The sequence below is a fragment of the Amycolatopsis sp. 195334CR genome (assembly GCF_017309385.1).
Lineage (GTDB): Bacteria > Actinomycetota > Actinomycetes > Mycobacteriales > Pseudonocardiaceae > Amycolatopsis.
The window spans coordinates 783,403-800,681 of sequence record NZ_JAFJMJ010000002.1; the positions used below are offsets into that span (position 1 = coordinate 783,403).

Sequence of the window (17,279 nt, forward strand, 5' to 3'; positions counted from 1 at the left end):
CCGGGACACTCGGCGCCCCGTACCCCCGGAACCGACAACTACCCCGGATGGCGCAAGTCATGTGGACCATGGTCTCGGACCTGCGCGATGGCGCGCCTACTACCTCTGCCGGCCCGGCACAAACCGAGGCCGACCGGACAAGCTCGTCGGACACGAGAAGGCCCTGTACTTGCGTGAGGACGCCATCCTCGACGCGGTCGAGCGGGAGGCTGAGCGAGAGCGGCTGCAGCGGAAGCTGGCGGAGATCTCGCGCAAATATCCGGGGCGACTCCACAGTCATCTGCTGTGCGTCACCCGGTCCCGAGCGGGGACGGATCCGATCGATGCCGTGCACCGGGTGACGCTTTCGTGCCCCGGGCCGGACTGGTGTCATCGCGGAGGCTGCGTCGAGACGATCGAGCCGGAACTCAACGCCCTGTTGTCGTGGCTGAGCGAAGCCGGCCAGACGTCGGGCGCCATGACCGGCCAGGGGTGAAGTTGCTGAGGCGTACTTGCAGTTGTAGGGGGCGACGGGGTTCGCTGAGTACGCGGCTCGGTCCTCGATGTCGTGGGCTCGACGATGGCCGGCGCGGGCTGGGTCGAGTTGGAGCGATCGACGTGGGACGGCGGTTTGGAGGATCTGCTCCTGCGTCGGGCCGAGCGCTGCGCGCGGGTGGAATACGACCCGGTTACCCGGCGGGTGCGGCTGGGAGACGGGAAGCCCTGGCTGGAATCCAGCCTGGATCTGCTCGCCGAGGACGGGGTGCTCACCGGAACCGAAAGGGTGGAGGAAATCGATACCGGTGACGAGGCGGTAGAGCGTTGGAGTATTGATCTCCTGGCCGCGGCCCAGGATCTTTTGCGCGGCGCGATCGAATCGGTGCCTCAGCAAGGCGAAGCCACAATACTCGGTCTCCATCCGCACGCGGACGGAGACCTGCGTGGTCCTGAGTCAATGAGGCTCGCGACCGAACAGGTCTCTGTCCTGCTGGGGAGGATGGGTTTGCTCGGCTCTGCGAGCTGACTCGACGTTCGGCGCCGGCGCACAGCTGTCGCAGGCCCGGGCGCGGCATCGCACGCAGAGCGGCTGAGTTGGTGAACGAGTACAGCCCTATGGAGGCTGCGGTTGTGGCAACCGTGTCGTCGAGGCGAGGCCGGTGATCGCCGTCCCCAGGGGCAGGACGCTCGGTGGCGGTCAGGCCCGGATGACGCCGTCAGACAGAGGTGAAGTGCCGCGATACTCCGATGCGAGGGTGCGGGTCGCAACGACGGGGATGCGGCCGCAGCCGGATGACTGGTATCCGACAGCGGCTCGTGCTGTCTGGCCGAACTTGCTGGCGCGGTCCCTGCTCGGCCACCGGACCTGCGAGGAAGTCATCGACTTAATCGACTTCTGGGCGGCTGAACCGGCACCGTTTGTCCTCCCTGTCGTCCGCGCCGAGCAGCTCGCCGCACCTGGCGCGGTCGACCGAGCTGCAGTCAGAGGCGAACTTGCCTGAGCTGCTCGTTTGAAGTGGTGCCGGTAGTTCGAACAGGCTGGCAGCCTGTGGCGTTGGCTTTTTTCCTGGATGACCCCGAATCTGGGCGGTCGTGAACCTGCACGTGCATGCCTGCGATTATTCATCTCCATGTCCACTTTTTGTCAAAGATGGCCGGGTTCGGCTCGACGAGCAACTTAAGGAAGAATTAGGGTCAAATGCATCTTGTTGGGTGGTGAACGTCTGCAATGCTTGTCCTTCGCATGATCCGGCGTCAGGCTGTTCGGGCTGACCGTGCTGGTCGACGAGGGGATGGAGAGGGGCGGTATGACGGACGCAGTGTCTTTGGCGACCATGACCGGGCCGATGATGGCGGCCGCGTTCAAGTTTCTTTTCGATCGGGCGAGCACATTTCTGGATCGACGTAACGCGGTCAAGGACAAAGCGGAGGACGAGGCTGAAGAGCTCGGCGGAACTGCGGTTGAGCGCGAGTCGGTGGAGAACCTGAGGCGTGCGATGAATGCGCTAGAGGTCTACGACGAGCATGGCCTGCCGTTGCGGTCCGACGACGCGAAGCTAGTCGGGCATTTGGAGACTGTGCTGGGCGAACTGCAGCGCATCGAGGGGCGGCCCATCGACATCGCCGCTGTGGCCCGGGCTGGTGTGGCGGTGGAGGTGGAAAGCGACGACGTTGAGGGAACGGTGACAGGGCTGGTCGCCGATGAGATCGGCGAAACCGGGCGTGCCGATGTGCGAGTCCGCACGAGGACGGTCAAGGCTGGCGGTGAGGTGACCGGAATGCGGATCGAGCGGAGGCTGGGATGAGCGTATTCCGCGACGATCGCCGGGGCCGGCCGGAGCCACAGCCGGCGCGGCCGGATGGCCATCGCTCGGACGTCGTGGCATGGCGCGGGCTTGCTGGTTCCGAACCAGGCGGCGCGGAACCGGCGGCGACGGTCAGTGAGGCATCCGATGAAGCAGTTGCGGCTGCTCTGTCGGAGGTGGATGCGGTGTCATCGACCGCGGCGGCAGCGACTGCGGACGCACTGGCCACTGCAGGCAGGGCAGTGGCGATCGCGAACTCCAACGCGGGCGAAAACACTGCGATCAAAATTGTCAACCATCTGCAGGAGAGTCTTGAGCGGTTCGACGCGGACGAGGACTACCTGACCGCCGTGCTGGAGCTCTTCGCGCCTCCGGCTGGCTTCGGCAACCGTGTCGTTGAGTGGATGGACTCACATCTGATGGTCGTCGCCCTGGATCAGGATCGCGGCCGGTTCATTACAGCGCACGCGTTGTTGGCCACCATCCATAAGGAGCGCGGGGTCAAGGTCGGTGCCCTGAGCTTCGGTGGCGGGTCGACGTTCCCGGTCAGGCAGCTGCCACCACACCGTGACCGGGCTTACGTGGTCGAGGTTCCCGCCGAGGAGGCTGAGTTCAAGCTGCACTCGACGTTCGGCAGCAGCCTGCGTGCACTGCAGGAGCGGCTGCGCAGCCAATCCTGCTGGATGGTGATGGTAATGAGCGTCGAGCAGTGGAACCGCGCCGAAGCGCAGGTTCCAGACGTTGTCACCGTCCGGGACGGTCAGGTCGACCCGCGGGAGATCGCCCGCCGAGCCTTACGGGTGCGAGACAGCCAGATCCCGGTCGAGCAATGGCTTGCCGACCGGCAGGTAGCGGGCTTGATCACCGGCCAGATCCCGGCAGAAGTACAGGAGATCGTCGAGCTCATCGTCGCCGCGCAGCAGATGCCAGAGTCGGCGTTGGAGGACGATGGCGTACGGAAAGTGGACCGCGGCGCGGAGGGTGGGTTGGTGCGCGGCGACGACTCGCTGTTCAGTAAGCGCGTCGAGGTGGTCGTCGAAGCCCGCCTGAACTGGCACGAGCGGCTGCTTGCGTGGCATCGCGCGCAGGGGCGGACCGGCATCGAACGCAACTTTCTGATCTCAGCGGCTGTCCAGAAGGGCGCACCTGTTGCCTACGTGTACACAGGAGCCACCGATCTGGGCCAAACGCTGGGGGAGAAGCACAGACGAAGGGCGCCGACCGGGCAGGACGTGCCTGGCGTGATCGACTTGGTCGATGCGGTGGAGGCGAGCCTCGCCAAAGATGGAACGGTGGTGTTCGATCGCGTTGGCTGGGACGACGCGGCGTTGCAGTACTTCTGGGTCGATAGGCCATTATCGCGCAAGTTGTTTCTCGACTGGTTGGCCGAGCGAGCTGTGCAGTCACACAAGCACGAGGCCCTCGAATCTCTCACTGAGGTACAGCGACGCGCGCTGGCGGCCCGTATCTCCCAGCTGGCGGTCGACTGGGCGGTCCGGCAGGGACGGGCCCAGCCGCTCACGCGGATCGCGGAAGAGTGGTACGACCAAGGGGTGGTGTGGTCGGAGTTCGTCGATGTCCTTGATCACGCGGCGGTGCAGCCCAGCACGGCTCGCAGTATTCACCCGATGCTGCTGACCTGGGCGAACGCGTCACCGGGCAACAAGCAGCCCAGCAAACTGGCCGTGGCAGAGGTCTGCTCCCGGCAGTTCGGCAGGAAGTACACGGGCAAGGCCCTCATCCGGCTGAAGCATGCGGCGAACTCTGACGATGTGCGCGTTGTCGGCGCCGTGAAGGAGGCCGTGCAGACGCTATGGGACGACGAGACTGTTCGGTTCGCCTTGTTCACGGCTGTCATCGGATGGTGTGGCGACGACAAGACCGCTGCCGCCGGCCGGCAGTCGTTCCGCACGCTCGCACTTATGAGTTCTCCGGCCAACTCGCGGCAGCCGTCGTTGTTGATCGAACCTGCCGAGCGAGAGGAGCCTGCGCCCGCGGTCAACGACCTCGCCCGCGGTTGGCGCAGCTTGCTGGCGCCGGGCAACAGTGACGACCACCTTGAAGAGGTGCTGCCGTTCTGGCTCGAGGCAGCGGTCGCGTTCCCGGAATATCGCGGTCGGATCGCCGACATCTTGTGCCGGGCGGTGCGGGGTCCGGAGATCGCCGGCGAGGAGTCGCCGCGGAACCGCTTGACCGGATTGGTGCGCCAGTGGAGCAAACTTCCTTCGGCTGAGGCGGAGCAGCGCGAGCAGCTCTACACGATCATCACCGGGAAGGTGGACGACGACTTCATGGCTTCTCACGGCGCGACTTCGGGCAGCTCGGCATGACGCGATGGCGGAATCGAGACCGTGAGCCGTATGAGAGGTGGGAGCACCAGGAATATCTCCCGAGTCGGGATCGCGGACTCTATTTCGATGTCCAGATTCGGTTCTTTGGTGTCGCAATAACCAACGCAGCGCAGAACGGTGAGGTTGGCACGGCTGGCGCCGACCATGTCCGAGCGGCGTTCGAGGATGTCACGAACCAGTCTTCGCTGGTGCGGTGGCAAGCGGTGCGGCAACTGCTGGCGAACCGGCTTATGGAGCGGATTCCCTTCTCGGTGCCGGGTGCAGAGTTCCGGGAGGGGACCGTAGTTGTCCGGGTGCGCCCGGAGGACTTGGAAGCGGCGATGCGAGTGCAACATGCCCGCCACGAACTCGAACTCGACGAACTGGCGCACCGGCAGATCAAAGCGCGTATGCGGTTCCTTCGAGAGGAGTGTCTGCGGGATCCAGCTGCGGCCGAGCTGTTCACATTGCTGCCGCCGTCGCCGCGGCTTACCGGATCCTCACCTGCTGGAGACCCGGACCGGCTGGTGGAGCTGGTGCGAAAATGGGAGCCTGACAGTGGTTGGGTGCGGGCGGCGAAGTCGCTCATCGATTTCGGCGACAAGTTGACACCGCCACAGCTGGTCATGTTGGGCAACGTCGTTCGCGACATCATGGCGCGATTCAGCGAGGCTGAACGAGGACAGCAGTTTGCTGATGCGCTGCTGACCGACTCGCATGAGCGGCAGGCGCCCAAGAACGGATGGACCCATCCAGCCGATGAACCATCGGCCGAGTCGAATGGGGTCGCTCGTGGAGCTGATGGCCGCTGAACATCGTTGTGTTGCACCAGATGCCGGCGCGTGCCGTGACGCTTCAATTGGTACCGTGATGATCATACCGGTCGATAACGGCCCGTGGACTCGACACTGTCCGGAGTGTCGCCCTGGCTGGGATGCGGCCACGATTCAAACTGAACTGGGAAGTCAGGAGGGCAGGATCGCTGGAATCGGTAGGCTGGTGGGCTCCGCATCAGCCCAGCGTCCGACGCCAAGGCCTGATGTTCAGCCGGTAGTACCTCGACGAGTTTGTACCGCGATTCTGTTCGCAAGCGCCGCGCCGACTAATTAGTGCGGAGGAGAGGTCTTTGGCCTTCTCCAGTTGAGTCAGTGCCCCATCATGGCTTCGGTGCCAGTCAAGGCCGTTTTCGTCTGTGAAGTAAATGTTTAGATGGCTTGTCATAGAATTTCAGCTGTCCGACTTCGCGGTATCCCCGCTGGGGCTGCCCACGGCGTTGCTGCGCGACGAGGTGCGTGTCGCGTTCATCGGGCGGACATCCACCGAGGAACAGCAAGATCCTCGTCAGTCGCTGATCCGTCAGCTCGGCAATTGCAAGACAGCGATCCCCGAATCATGGGTAGTGGTCGCGCATTTCTATGACGTCGAATCCGGCCGCATGGAATTGGGGTCTCGTGGCAAGAAGGGGAACTACGAGAAGTTCGATATTCCGATCGCACGCGATGGCGGTATCTCGGATTTGCTGACCGAAGCGGCGAGCGTTAACCGCCGTTTCGATGTGGTGATCTGTGAGAGTATCGCGCGAATTGCGCGCCGGGCGTTTGAGGGCATCTCGATCGAGCGGGCGCTGGAGCAAGTCGACGTTTCGTTGTTCGCGGCGAACGAGCCGATCGCTATCACGGGAAGTCGGGCTCAGCGGGTGCTGCAGCGCCGGATCAACCAGGGTGTGGCCGAGTACGAGGTGCTCAACACGCTCGAGCAGTCCTGGGGCGGGCTGTGTACGCACGTGCGGGAGGGCTGGAACATCGGCAAGCCGTGCTACGGCTACCGGGCCAAGACCTATCGGCACCCCAACCCAGCCAAGGCGGCCAAGGGGCTGACCAAGTCCCGGCTCGAGCCCGACGGGGTGCGTGGCGAGACCGTCACCCAGATCGCGATGTGGCGGTTCCACGAGGGCCTGGGCTACGACACGATTGCCGAGCGCCTCAACGTCGACCCGGTCAAGTATCCGCCGCCCGAGCCGCCCAACAAGACGCGGGCGCGCGGAGCGTGGGGCAAGACCAGCGTCTACGAGATCTTGCGTAACCCGAAGTACACCGGCTACCAGGTCTACAACCGCCGGGCGCGGCGCTCGCGCAGCGGCAGCAAGATCAACGATCCGATCAAGTGGGTCTGGTCGAACGAGCCCGTGCACGAGCCGTTGATCGCCAAGCCGATGTACGACGAGTTGAACGCGCGCCGCGCGGCCAAGCGCGGCTCGCGCGACGGGAACGCCCAGAGCGCCCACCCAGCGGCCCGGCGGACCAACGTGCTCCGGGGCATGGTCTTCTGCAGTTGCGGCCGTCGCATGTTCGGCGACGCCGCTCACCGGTACGTGTATTACAAGTGCTGGCCGCGGAACAACAACCGCGGCAGGCCGGACAAGTACGAAGGCCACCCGAAGACCGTCTACCTCCGCGAAGACGCCCTGCTCGCCGCGATCACCCGGTTCTTCGCCGACCGCGTCTTCGGCGAGCAGCGGCGCGCCATCCTCGCCGCGGACCTGGCCGGGGCCGACGACACAGCCCATCGCGAACACGAGGCGAAGCGCGCCCGGCTGGAGCGAGCCCTGGCCGAGGTCGACCGCCAGCAGCAGTCCCTGCTCGTTCAGGCTCGCCAGGGCGACCCGGCTGACCCCTTCACCCAGGCGTTGCGCGGCAGCTACAACGACCTGGCGAAGGACAAGAAGACCAAGCTGGCCGAGCTCGCCGCGCTCGACGCCGAAGCCGGCGACGGAACCGCTCCGCCGAGGCCGGACGAGCAAGCCCTGCTCGACGCCTTGCCCTACCTCGCGCTCAACCTGGCCGCCGCACCCCACGCGCTGCTGCGCGACCTCTTCGAAGCCACCAGCCTGAGCCTCCGCCTCCAAGGCGGGGGAGACACCGTCGCCATCGAGATGCGGCTACCGGCCGATGACCTGCCCCAGATCGCCGACACGGCGGAAAGGATCACCGAAACCATGGCATCCACACACCACGCGCCTGACCAGCGCGGAAGTGTAGATGCTGTACGTGCCCCCGGTCCGACTCGCCTCGGAAGCACACGGATTCCAGATCCGCTCCGGTTGAGCCGTTTTCGCAGGTCAGCCTGACGCCAGTGGCCAGGCCGCTGGTGATCGAGACGCGGGTCCCCTTGAAGATGCCGCGGCGCGGTTCGGCGGCGAAGTCATGACCCGGAGCTCCGGGACACGAGCCGGGTCGGCAGGTCCGTGTCGAGTAGAGCCAGCGCGGATGACAGGCGTCGCCCGGCGACGCCTGCCTCTCGTCGCTTACTGCGGCAGGGCTGTGCGGACGCTGTGTCGCGGGTCCTTCGCGATGATGCCTCGTACCTCGGTCAGTCCGAGTTGACCGGCTTCGGAGGCGCGAGCGACAGCACCGGCAAGCACGCGCCTGACTCGGTGTTCGGGATCGATGGCGAGTTTGAGGATGAGTTCGCCGTTCTGCTCGGAATTGCGCAGGCAGAAGATGGCGCTGACTTGCCGGATGCGGCCGAGCATGGTGCCGTTGTCGGCGAGAAGCGCGGCCACGCGCAGGGTTGGGAAACCGCAGCTCTTGCAAGGCAGGGCTTGGGCATCCGCCTCGAGCCGTATCCGGTTGACCATCGCATGCGTCCTTTCGGTCCAGGAATTTTCGCGGTAGAAGTCATCCGGAAACGTCGAGCACGGTTTTGAGCCAGCCTTCTTCGCGGCGGTCGAAGGTCTTGTACGCCTCGATCGCGGAGTCCGGTTCCTCGTGCTGGGTGATGAAGTCGGTCGGTTCGAAGGAGCCGGTGCTGACCATGCCCAGCAGACCGGGCAGGTAGCGGCGGTGGTTGCAGTTGCCCATGTGCAGGGTGAGGTTCTTGTTCATCGCCTCACCGAAGGGGAACCGGTCGAAGCCGGGTGGGTAGACCCCGATCACACCGATCGTGCCTGCCTTCGCCACCGCTTGAACGGCCCAGCGGATGGCCAGGGAGGGCGCGTCGCCAGGCACCCACTGGTCACCCCGCTGCCCGCTCTCGGGGGCGGCGACGCGGCGCTCCTCCTCGTAGTCGGCGTTGCCGGAAGCGGGTTGCTGCGCGTCGATGCCGACGGCGTCGATGACCCGGTCCACGCCGATCCCGCCGGTCAGCTCACGTACCAGCGCGACGGGGTCCTCCTGGTTGAAGTCGATGACCTCGGCGTTCTGCCGGCGGGCCAGGTCCAGCCTGGAGGGCAGGCCGTCCACGGCGAAGACCCGCCCGGCGCCCTGGCGCTTGGCCGAGGCGATGGCGAACTGGCCCACCACGCCGGCGCCGACCACGAGCACGCTGTCGCCTTCGCCGACCTCGGCCAGTCGGCCGCCGAACCAGGCAGTGGGGAAGATGTCGGAGAGCAGGATCGCCTGGTCGTCGCTGACGTTGTCCGGGATGCGCACCAGGGAGGTCATGGCGAAGGGCACCCTGGCGTACTCGGCCTGCAGCCCGTCGACCGGCCCGGTGCCTTCGGGACCGCCGAAGAAGCAGGTCCCGCCGCCGGGGTTGGCGTTGTCGCACTGGGCGTAGTAGCCGGCGCGGCAGTAGGAACAGGTGCCGCAGCCGATGGTGGACGGGATCACCACGCGCTCGCCGGGGGCGAAACCGCGCACCGCCGGGCCGACCTCCTCGATCACGCCGACGCCTTCGTGCCCGAGGATCGTGCCGGGCACCATGCCGGGCATGGTGCCGCGCACCATGTGCAGGTCGGTGCCGCAAATCGCGCTGCGGGTGAGGCGGACGATCGCGTCGCTGGGTTCGAGGATCTTCGGATCGGGTACCTCGTCGAGGCGGATGTCCCCGATGTCGTGCCACACCACTGCCTTCATCATTGCCTCCTAGCTCGTTGTCTTCCTGGTCGGCGCCGTTACCCGAGGTGGCAGCTCAGCTCCACCGGCCCGGGTTCGGCAGCTTCGAGATCGACGACCCAGCAGACGCATTGGACGATCACGCGCAGCATGTCGTGGCGCGACCCACCGACGGCGAACGACACCTGCAGGTCCCGGTCGAACAGATCGCCGTTGAGGTGGGCCACGATGGCGCGCAGCGCGGCGCGACAGCCGGCGGACACGGCATCGATCTCGACCGGATCACCCGGCTCGGTCCGCACGAACACGCTGAAGATTTCGTCGCCGAGCGGGTCTTCCTGTCCTTGCCGGACCCGGTGGGCGCAGTCCGCCAGCAACTCACCCACCACCAGAGAGCACGCGACCCGCTCAGGATCCAGCGAAACCAGCAACGCCAGGGACTCGGCGAGATCGTCGGTGCGCTTGGTCCGGTACTGCGCGAGGAGCTTGTCTGCCATCGTGCGCGCGGGTACCTCCACCGGGCTGCTCATGGCGAGGTCACCTCCGCACCGAGAGCTCGTGGCTGACACCGCTGGGCCCGTCGTACTGGCGGTCCGGGAGGCTGCCGAGCAGTTCCAGGGCGCGGCCGTCGGCCCCGTTCGTCCGCTGCGGCCACCAGGTCATCCCGGCTCGTCTGGTAGTCCACTCCGGACAGGTGCCGGTGGACATAGAGGGGTTTCGCTTTGCTCATGGGGTCCTCCTGCAACCGGGCCAGTTGCACCCTCGCGTCGGCACCGGTGAAATCCAGGTCGTCGGTGCGCACGTCGACCTCGACGACGTCAAGGTTCCAGTGGCTCCGGTGACAACAACCTCGGACATACATCGGCGATACCCGGCGGCAGCGCGGGCAAACGCGAGGGGACGCCGCGATCTCGGTCGCGCTTGCCCCGAAACGCGGTGGCCGCGGGTCACCGCCGCGACCGGACCTGGCGATCCTCTACACCGCGCTGCTCCTGGCGCTGCACCAGGGCTGAACCGATCTTCGAACGGGACGATATCCAGCCCGCGTAGCCTCCACGTGCGGCCCTTCGCCAAGGGGCTCGCTGATTTCAGCGAGACATTCCGCGCGTCGCCAGCGCGGAGACGTGGCTCCACAGCTGTTGCCGCGCGCCGGTGTCGTCCGCGTCGGCAGCGAGGGCGTAGGTGGTGGGACGCGGCCGCCGGTCGTGCCAGAGCAGGCCGGTGGTCTCGACGGCGTCCGGTGCGGCGCCGAGCCAGACGATGGTGTCCGCACCCTGGCCGGGTGTGCGGATCAGCGGGCGGGTTACCGCCCGGAACAGCGGCAGCCACTGGCGCACGCCCTTGGTGTCGGCCCAGCCCGGGTGCATCGCGTGGACGTGGACGCCGTCCGCGCGCAGCTGTTCCGCCCACTGCTCGGTCAGCACCAGTTGTTCGCGCTTGGTCCTGGCGTAGATCTTCTTCGGCCCGTACTCGGTGTCCTCGGACTGCGGATCGTCCTCCGGGATCGGCTGGTCGTACTGCCCGCCGGAGGTCACGTTGATCACCCTCGACGGCGCAGCCGCGCGCAGCAGGGGCAGCAGGCCGTTGGTGAGCACCCACGGCGCGAGCACGTGCGTGGCGAAGGTCAGCTCGACATCGTCCTCGGTGTGCTCCCGCTCGTCTGGCATCACCCCGGCGTTGTTGACGAGCACATCCAGGCGGGTTTCCCGATCGAGGAAGCCGTCGATGAACTCGCGCAGTTCCGACAGCTTGCTGATGTCGCAGCTCACCGGCTCGACCTCGCCGCCACCGGCGTCGGCCCGGGTGAGACCGGCGGCTTCCCTGGCTCGCGACCCGTCACGGCCGAGAACCCGTACCGACGCGCCAAGCCGGGCAAAACCCGCTGCCGCTGCCCGCCCGATGCCGGAACCGGCTCCGGTCACCAGCACGACCTTGCCGTCCATGCGCGGCGGGTCCGCGGGCCAGTCGCGCAGGTGGCGCCGCACCCAGAGGCCGGGCTTGCCGTAGCCGAGGACGACACTGCGGTCCATCGCGGTGTCGATCAAAGTTTCAGCCTTCATCCCCCCGGGCTACCCACGCGACTCCCGGCAAACCGGCATGCCGCCGGTTGAGTGGGCAGTGCGGGGCCACCAGGTCGGCGTCCCGGGGTTGCCGAAATCGGCGGTGGGTAGCCCCATCGTGCCGGCGGTGGCCGTCGTAGCCACCGCCGGTCCGGCGCGAGTTGGGCGACGGAACCGGGATCGTTCAACGTCGGAAACGCCAGCGGTCACCGGCGGAGTCCGCCGGCCAGGCGCTGGAGCCGGAACCGGGCGAGCCGGTGCAGCATCTCGGCCATCGCTTCGGGAACGATCTGGCCGTGGAGGTCGCGGTGGGCGGCCGTCACCACATCGGTTATGCCGTCCGCGGTGACGGTTCCGCCGAATTCCGCGGCCAGTTCACCCGCCACCTTCATGACGAGTTCCGGTGCGGCCTGACTATTCGTTTTCACGTCGCCTTCGGCATGTCGATGATGAACTGGTTGCCGCCGCCGAACCACGCCCTCGTCCGGCGCTGCAGATCTCCGGCGACCAGCGGTTTGTGACGTAGTTGTCGGCACCCGCTTCGACCACCTCGAAACCTCGTCGGCCGAGCGCTTCGCGAATCAGGTGATGGTTTTTTCGACGAGCAGCCGCGTGGCCGGTGGGGTACCTCCAGGGGAGCGGCCTCCGCTAACTTACTGGCGTTCACCGGCGCCACTCCCGGTGAACGCGCCACCGCCGATCCAGCCATCCCGGCAGACCGGCCCCAGCGACCACGGCACGCCGAAGCTCTCCGCCTGATCCGGCGGGGTCACCTCCAGCCGCACCGCCACCGGCTGGCACAGCCCCTCCTCGGGTTCTCCTTCGCTCGGCGTCGCCGACCAGCGCAGCTCGCGAACGGCAGCCTCGCCGGGATCCAGCACCACCTCCGTGGCGATCGGATGGGGTTGGCGCCAGGCGTCGGTGGGCACCGTCCGCCCGTCCGCGCCGAGCAGGCGCAGATCGCCGTAGCCGTCGATCACGCACGTCGTTTCACCGCGGTTCGTCACCTCCAAGGTGGCGTCGCGCCGGCCCAGGTCGGGGGAGCCTGGGCGGAGCGCACCGGACAGTTGGGCGGCGGGGCAGGCGGAAATGCCGCTCGCCGTCACCGTGGTCGTCTGCGGCGGTGGTCGGGTGCCTGGCTTCGCCCCGTCTGGTGTGCCGCACCCGGCGAGCACGACCAGCCCGCCCAGCGCGAGAACACACAGCCCTCGCATGAAAGAAGTCCTCCTCGGTCAACGTCCTCCGAGTGCGAACGTAACAGCGGCCGGAGCATTGCCGTGACGACGAAGCCTTGCGGTTGCCTGACGTTCCGGCGCCGCGATGGCGGGCCGTCCGCCGTGGCGATTCTTATGTCACGATCAGCGAGAGAGCGTGCGCAAAAAGTGGCGTTTTCCCTGGTGAGGTTTGGTTCTTCGGGAATTGGGTAAAGAATTCTGGCGAACGTCAGCGGGGAGGATGTGGATGTCCGATGCTGCCACGGAAGAGACTGAACGACTGGTCGTTTTGTCCCTGGAGCGGGAGGTCGCGGCATCCGCGGCCCAGGCGAGCTTACTGCGGGTGCTGCTCACAAATTGGCTGACCGGCGCCGGATTGCCGGACCTGCTGGCCGAGGACGTCAGGCTGGCAGCTTACGAGGTGATGGCCAACGCCGTCGATCACGCCTACCCCGGACGGGACGACGGCACGATGACCTTGGCCGCGCGGCTGGGCCACGGTTCGCTCACGGTGGAGGTCACCGACTTCGGTCATTGGCGCGAGGGCCCGCCGCTGTCCTTCGGCGGGCGTGGCCTGCCGCTCATCCGCAGGCTTGCGCCGCAGGCGACGGTGACCACCGCAGCCGCCGGGACCACGGTGCTCATGGTCTGGCCGTTGAGCACTCGAGCCGCCGCTTCATGGCACCGTGACCGGGCAGATCCCGCCTGACGTCCCAGGCGAAGACGCGTCGTGGGCCGCGTGGGTGGGTTACTTCAACACTTAAGTCCTTTGTGGACGCCTTTTGCGGCGGAGCCGCCAGGAGCGTGATCCGTACAGGGCGGCGCTGGTGGTGAAGAAGATGGCGGTGAGCACGAGCCAGCGGCTCAGGTAAGGCTGGTGGCCGTGGCCGGTGGCGGCGAGCAGAGTTTCGCGGCCCTGTTCGAGGATTCCGGGGAAGAACAGCAAGAATAGCAGTCCGGAGGCCAGCGTCGGCACGCGAAGGTAGTTGACGGTGGCAGGCCGGCTGCCGAGCACGGCGCGGGCGGTGCGGTCGACGAAGGTGTAGGCGGGGAAGAGGATCAGGTCGTGGGCGATGACCGCGCCCGCGAACCACCACGCCATCGTCGTCGAAGTGGGGTCGGCTGGGACTTGGAGCACGACGTAGCCGCCCAGGGCGAGGCAGCCGACGGTCACCAGCAGGTGCGCGGGGTGTGCGTCATAGGCTCGCCACATGTCAGGTGCTCCGGAATTCGATGGACCGCACCCATTTCGTGTTGTGCACCCCGGGTAGTGCCGGGACGATCACGCGCGCGGGGAATCCGTGGTCCATGCTGAGTTCGGCGTCGTTCACCCGCAACGCGAGCAGCGCGTCGGGGTGGCGTACCTGGTTGCCCTGCAGCGCTGCCTGGCTGAACGGTCCCGCTTGCTCGAGTGAACGCACGAAAGCGCCGGTGGGTTCCGGGGTTCCGGCGAGCCGGGCGAGGTCGGCGAGGCGGACGCCGGTCCAGCGCTGGGTGGTGGACCAGCCTTCGACGCAGGCGATCGGCAGGACTGCGCTGTGCTGCGGCAGGGCGGCCAGTTGGGCGAGGTCGAGTTCGAGGGACGGGCCTGAGCCGGTCAGCGTCAGGCGCCAGCCGGTTCCGGTGGCGGCCGGGGTGATGCCGGCGGCGGTCGCGGTGCGGTTGACCTGGAAGTCGTTCGGGCCGTCGCCGAGGTCGCGGCCGCGGGGGAGCAGCAGCGCGGTGTTCCGGAGGGGACCGTCGATGGTCTGCCCGGCGGTCAGGGCCAGCACCAGGAGGGAACCGCCCCCGGTCAGTGCCAGCATTCCTCGGCGGCTGATCGTCGGGATGTCGGGCTCGGTGGGTGGGAGGTCGCTGAGGGTGCGCGGTTCCACCGTGGTGGCCGAGCGCGAGGTCTTGAGCTCGGTGCGGAGGGAGCGGCTGCGCAGGGCGCGGATCATCAGCGGGAGTTTGAGCGCGACGTGGCAGATGAAGGCGCCGATGAACACCCAGGCGCCGTAGTAGTGCGCGGTGTAGAAGCTGAACCCGAACAGGTAGTCGTACTGGATGTTGAGCACGCCGGTGGCGATCTCGAACAGCACGCTGCCGACGAGCAGGAGCAGCGAGAGCCGTTCGAGGACCTGCGCGGGTGAGCGGGCCGGTGGCCAGGTGAACAGCTTCGGTGCCACTGACCAGAGCTTGGCCAGCACCACGGGGACGAGCACCAGGCCGAGAACGACGTGAAGTCCCTGAGTGAGCCGGTAGAGCCAGGGCGGATCGGTCGGCCAGTCGAAGTAGGGCAGGCGCAGCAGGCCGACGTCAGCGGGCATCGCCTGCCCCAGGTGCGGCGCGTAGGCCGCGTAGGAGAGCAGGCCGGTGATCGTCACGATCGGCAGCGCGATCAGCAGCACCACCGCGAGCACCGACGTCAGCCAGGGGCCGCGCACCGGGCTGCGCCAGGTCCGCGGCCGGAACGGTCCGGGCGGGCGGTGCCTGGCCAGCCACGCCCAGAACCGGGCCGGGAAGCCGTACCGCGTGGCCATCGCTCAGCCCTGCCTGGTCAGGCGGGCGAAGTGGCGGTGTCCCCGGTGCACTTCGGTGAGCCGCAGCCCGGTGCCGCGGGTCAGGGCGCCGATCGTCTCCAGGTCGAGAACGGCCCAGGGAAACCAGATACCGGTCTCGTGCTCCGAGCTGCTCAGCCGGGCTTGGCCTTGCCAGAGCCCGTCCCAGCCCGGTTTGACCTCGACTAATGCGCTGCCGCCGGGGCGCAGCAGTTCGGCGGCGCGCCGGAGCAAGCCGTGCGGATCGCCGCCGATGCCGATGTTGCCGTCGGCGAACACGACGTGCCGCCAGTGCCCCTCGGCGGGCAGCGCACCGAAAAGATCCGCGCACAGCGCTGGTACTCCCCGTGCTCGGCAGTGGTCGACGGCGACCGGTGAGCAGTCGATGCCCAGCGCGGCCACCCCGGCCTCGAACAGCGCTTCGACCAGCCTGCCCGGCCCGCACCCCAGGTCCAGGGTGGCGCCGGTGCAGCGCCGGACCAGCCAGCGGTCCCCGGCGCAGGCACGCCGGTGCCAGCGCGGGGTGGACAGCCCGACCACGCGTCCGTCGTCGAGGTGCAGGTCGGCCGCTTCGCCCGCCAGCGCTACGTCGAAAGCGGCGGTCACGGGCATGGCAGCCCGGCCACGGCGTTGGCGAAGCGGCTGCCCGGCACCAGGTCGCGCACCCGCACGGCGTCCTCCGCGGTGTCCACATCGGACAATGTCGGTACCTCTCGCACTTGGAGGCCACCGGCGCGCAGCGCGGTGGTGGTGCGGCGGCCGGTGTCGTCGCGGGAGGTGGGCACGTCGGCGATGCTGGCCGCGATCAGCGGATCTCGCAGGCCCAGCACCCACCAGCCGCCATCGGTGGCGGGGCCGAGCACCGCGTCGGCACCGGGAGCGTTGAGTGACCGGGCGCATTCCGCCAACAGCCGTGGGCTGGCCTGGGGTGTGTCCATGCCGATCTGCAGGCTGGGCAGGCCGGGGTAGCGCGAGGCGGCGTCGGCGTGCGCGGCCGCGATCCGCTCGCCGAGGGAATCGCCGCGCTGGGAGTACACGGGCAGGTCGTTGATAAGAGACGCGATCTCGACGCCCTCCTCCGCCTCGGCGAGGTCCCCGGACAGTGCGACCACCGTCCTGGCGTCTGGGACGGCGCGGGCGGCCACCAGCGTGTCCAGCAGGGCCGCGGCCGCGATGCGTGCTGCCTGGACCGGACTCGCGGGCGGGCACAGCCTCGTCTTGACCTTTCCCGCGCACGGCGCCTTCGCCAGCACGAGCAGGATGTGCGGGGTCATGTTCGCAGCACCACCTTCGACATGTCGCGGACGGCTTTGAGCGTGCCCGGCAGCGAACCGGACACTTTGGACTTTCCGCCGGTGCGCGGCCGGTAGGTCACATCGCATTCGCGCACGGCCCATCCGGCTTTCGCCGCGCGCAGGAGCAGTTCGAGTGGATAACCGAAGGCGCGGTCCTCGACGCCGAGTTCGAGCAGCGCGCTGCGCCGCGCCACCCGGACCGCGGGCAAGTCGTGCACGAGTGCGCCGCGGCGGCGCAACAACGCCGCGAGCGCCGCGTTGCCGGCTCGGGTGTGCCACGGCTGGACCGAACGACCCGAGCGCACGCGCCTGCCCACGGCGAGATCGGCCGCCCCGTCCACCACGGCCGCCACCAGTTCGGGAAGCTGCCCAGGATCCAGCGATCCATCGGCATCGAGCATCGCCACCACCTCGCCGCGAGACTCGACCAGCCCGGTGTGCGCGGCGGCCCCGTAGCCCCGCCGCGGTTCCACCACCACACGGGCCCCCAGACGGCGGGCCACTTCGGCGGTGCCATCGGTCGAGTCGTTGTCGACGACCAGCACGGAATACCCGTCGGGCACGCACTCGAGCACCCCGGGTAGCGCTTCTGCCTCGTCGAGACAGGGCAACACCACTTCGACGAAGGTCATATCGCTAATTCGTACCTGTGCCGACCGCAGATTGCCGGATGAGTGAAATTCCGGGTTAATCTCCGCTGCGCTGCGAAATTGGCCGACCGGA

At 67.7% G+C, this 17,279-nt stretch carries 19 protein-coding genes; 7 read left to right on the forward strand and 12 right to left on the reverse strand.

All coding sequences use genetic code 11. The annotated features are described in order from the left end of the window. Positions 1–169 precede the first annotated feature (169 nt). From JYK18_RS26675 to JYK18_RS26700, 6 genes are all read left to right on the forward strand, one after another. Positions 170–475, forward strand: coding sequence for a hypothetical protein (locus JYK18_RS26675; protein WP_206806223.1), 306 nt, complete (start codon positions 170–172; stop codon positions 473–475). Between the two features lie 72 nt (positions 476–547). Further along, entirely contained in the window at positions 548–1,003 is a 456-nt protein-coding gene (locus JYK18_RS26680) for a hypothetical protein (RefSeq protein WP_206806224.1), read from the forward strand. A 781-nt stretch (positions 1,004–1,784) separates the two neighbouring features. Further along, on the forward strand, positions 1,785–2,282 hold the full coding sequence (locus JYK18_RS26685) for a hypothetical protein (protein ID WP_206806225.1): 498 nt from the start codon (positions 1,785–1,787) through the stop codon (positions 2,280–2,282). Continuing rightward, positions 2,279–4,612, forward strand: a complete 2,334-nt coding sequence (locus JYK18_RS26690) for a hypothetical protein (RefSeq protein ID WP_206806226.1) — start codon at positions 2,279–2,281, stop codon at positions 4,610–4,612. The genes JYK18_RS26685 and JYK18_RS26690 overlap by 4 nt, the downstream gene beginning before the upstream one ends. A gap of 224 nt (positions 4,613–4,836) precedes the next feature. After that, entirely contained in the window at positions 4,837–5,424 is a 588-nt protein-coding gene (locus tag JYK18_RS26695) for a hypothetical protein (RefSeq protein ID WP_206806227.1), read from the forward strand. Between the two features lie 461 nt (positions 5,425–5,885). After that, positions 5,886–7,739, forward strand: a complete 1,854-nt coding sequence (locus JYK18_RS26700) for a recombinase family protein (RefSeq protein WP_242582113.1) — start codon at positions 5,886–5,888, stop codon at positions 7,737–7,739. A 177-nt stretch (positions 7,740–7,916) separates the two neighbouring features. Here the strand turns inward: JYK18_RS26700 and JYK18_RS26705 are convergent, their stop codons facing one another. From JYK18_RS26705 to JYK18_RS26735, 7 genes are all read right to left on the reverse strand, one after another. Then, positions 7,917–8,249 (reverse strand): hypothetical protein, encoded by a 333-nt coding sequence (locus tag JYK18_RS26705; RefSeq protein WP_206806229.1) that lies wholly within the window; start codon positions 8,247–8,249, stop codon positions 7,917–7,919. A 40-nt stretch (positions 8,250–8,289) separates the two neighbouring features. Next, positions 8,290–9,468: an alcohol dehydrogenase catalytic domain-containing protein gene (locus JYK18_RS26710; protein ID WP_206806230.1), complete on the reverse strand. Its 1,179-nt coding sequence runs from the start codon at positions 9,466–9,468 to the stop codon at positions 8,290–8,292. Between the two features lie 38 nt (positions 9,469–9,506). Further along, positions 9,507–9,977, reverse strand: a complete 471-nt coding sequence (locus tag JYK18_RS26715; RefSeq protein WP_206806231.1) for a hypothetical protein — start codon at positions 9,975–9,977, stop codon at positions 9,507–9,509. Positions 9,978–9,984: 7 nt separating this feature from the next. Further along, on the reverse strand, positions 9,985–10,110 hold the full coding sequence (locus tag JYK18_RS26720) for a DUF2795 domain-containing protein (protein ID WP_242582116.1): 126 nt from the start codon (positions 10,108–10,110) through the stop codon (positions 9,985–9,987). A 425-nt stretch (positions 10,111–10,535) separates the two neighbouring features. After that, positions 10,536–11,507 carry an SDR family NAD(P)-dependent oxidoreductase gene (locus tag JYK18_RS26725; RefSeq protein WP_206806232.1) on the reverse strand — a complete coding sequence of 324 codons (972 nt, stop codon included), beginning with the start codon at positions 11,505–11,507 and terminating at the stop codon, positions 10,536–10,538. A 206-nt stretch (positions 11,508–11,713) separates the two neighbouring features. Further along, positions 11,714–11,899, reverse strand: coding sequence for a hypothetical protein (locus JYK18_RS26730; protein WP_206806233.1), 186 nt, complete (start codon positions 11,897–11,899; stop codon positions 11,714–11,716). Between the two features lie 261 nt (positions 11,900–12,160). Continuing rightward, positions 12,161–12,721 (reverse strand): DUF4232 domain-containing protein, encoded by a 561-nt coding sequence (locus JYK18_RS26735; protein ID WP_206806234.1) that lies wholly within the window; start codon positions 12,719–12,721, stop codon positions 12,161–12,163. Between the two features lie 247 nt (positions 12,722–12,968). Between JYK18_RS26735 and JYK18_RS26740 the strand changes: the two genes are divergently transcribed. Next, on the forward strand, positions 12,969–13,430 hold the full coding sequence (locus JYK18_RS26740; protein ID WP_206806235.1) for an ATP-binding protein: 462 nt from the start codon (positions 12,969–12,971) through the stop codon (positions 13,428–13,430). A gap of 51 nt (positions 13,431–13,481) precedes the next feature. On the opposite strand, the gene JYK18_RS26745 is transcribed toward JYK18_RS26740, so the two are convergent. The 5 genes from JYK18_RS26745 to JYK18_RS26765 are packed head-to-tail and all read right to left on the reverse strand — an operon-like array spanning position 13,482 to position 17,188. Further along, positions 13,482–13,895: a hypothetical protein gene (locus JYK18_RS26745; RefSeq protein WP_206806236.1), complete on the reverse strand. Its 414-nt coding sequence runs from the start codon at positions 13,893–13,895 to the stop codon at positions 13,482–13,484. Between the two features lie 40 nt (positions 13,896–13,935). After that, positions 13,936–15,243 (reverse strand): molybdopterin-dependent oxidoreductase, encoded by a 1,308-nt coding sequence (locus tag JYK18_RS26750; RefSeq protein WP_206806237.1) that lies wholly within the window; start codon positions 15,241–15,243, stop codon positions 13,936–13,938. 3 nt (positions 15,244–15,246) lie between these two features. Beyond that, positions 15,247–15,873 (reverse strand): class I SAM-dependent methyltransferase, encoded by a 627-nt coding sequence (locus tag JYK18_RS26755; RefSeq protein WP_206806238.1) that lies wholly within the window; start codon positions 15,871–15,873, stop codon positions 15,247–15,249. After that, positions 15,864–16,535: a DUF2064 domain-containing protein gene (locus tag JYK18_RS26760; protein ID WP_206806239.1), complete on the reverse strand. Its 672-nt coding sequence runs from the start codon at positions 16,533–16,535 to the stop codon at positions 15,864–15,866. Before JYK18_RS26760 ends, JYK18_RS26755 begins: the two co-directional genes overlap by 10 nt. Continuing rightward, complete coding sequence (locus tag JYK18_RS26765) at positions 16,532–17,188, reverse strand: glycosyltransferase family 2 protein (protein WP_206808138.1); 657 nt, start codon at positions 17,186–17,188, stop codon at positions 16,532–16,534. The genes JYK18_RS26760 and JYK18_RS26765 overlap by 4 nt, the downstream gene beginning before the upstream one ends. Positions 17,189–17,279 lie beyond the last annotated feature (91 nt).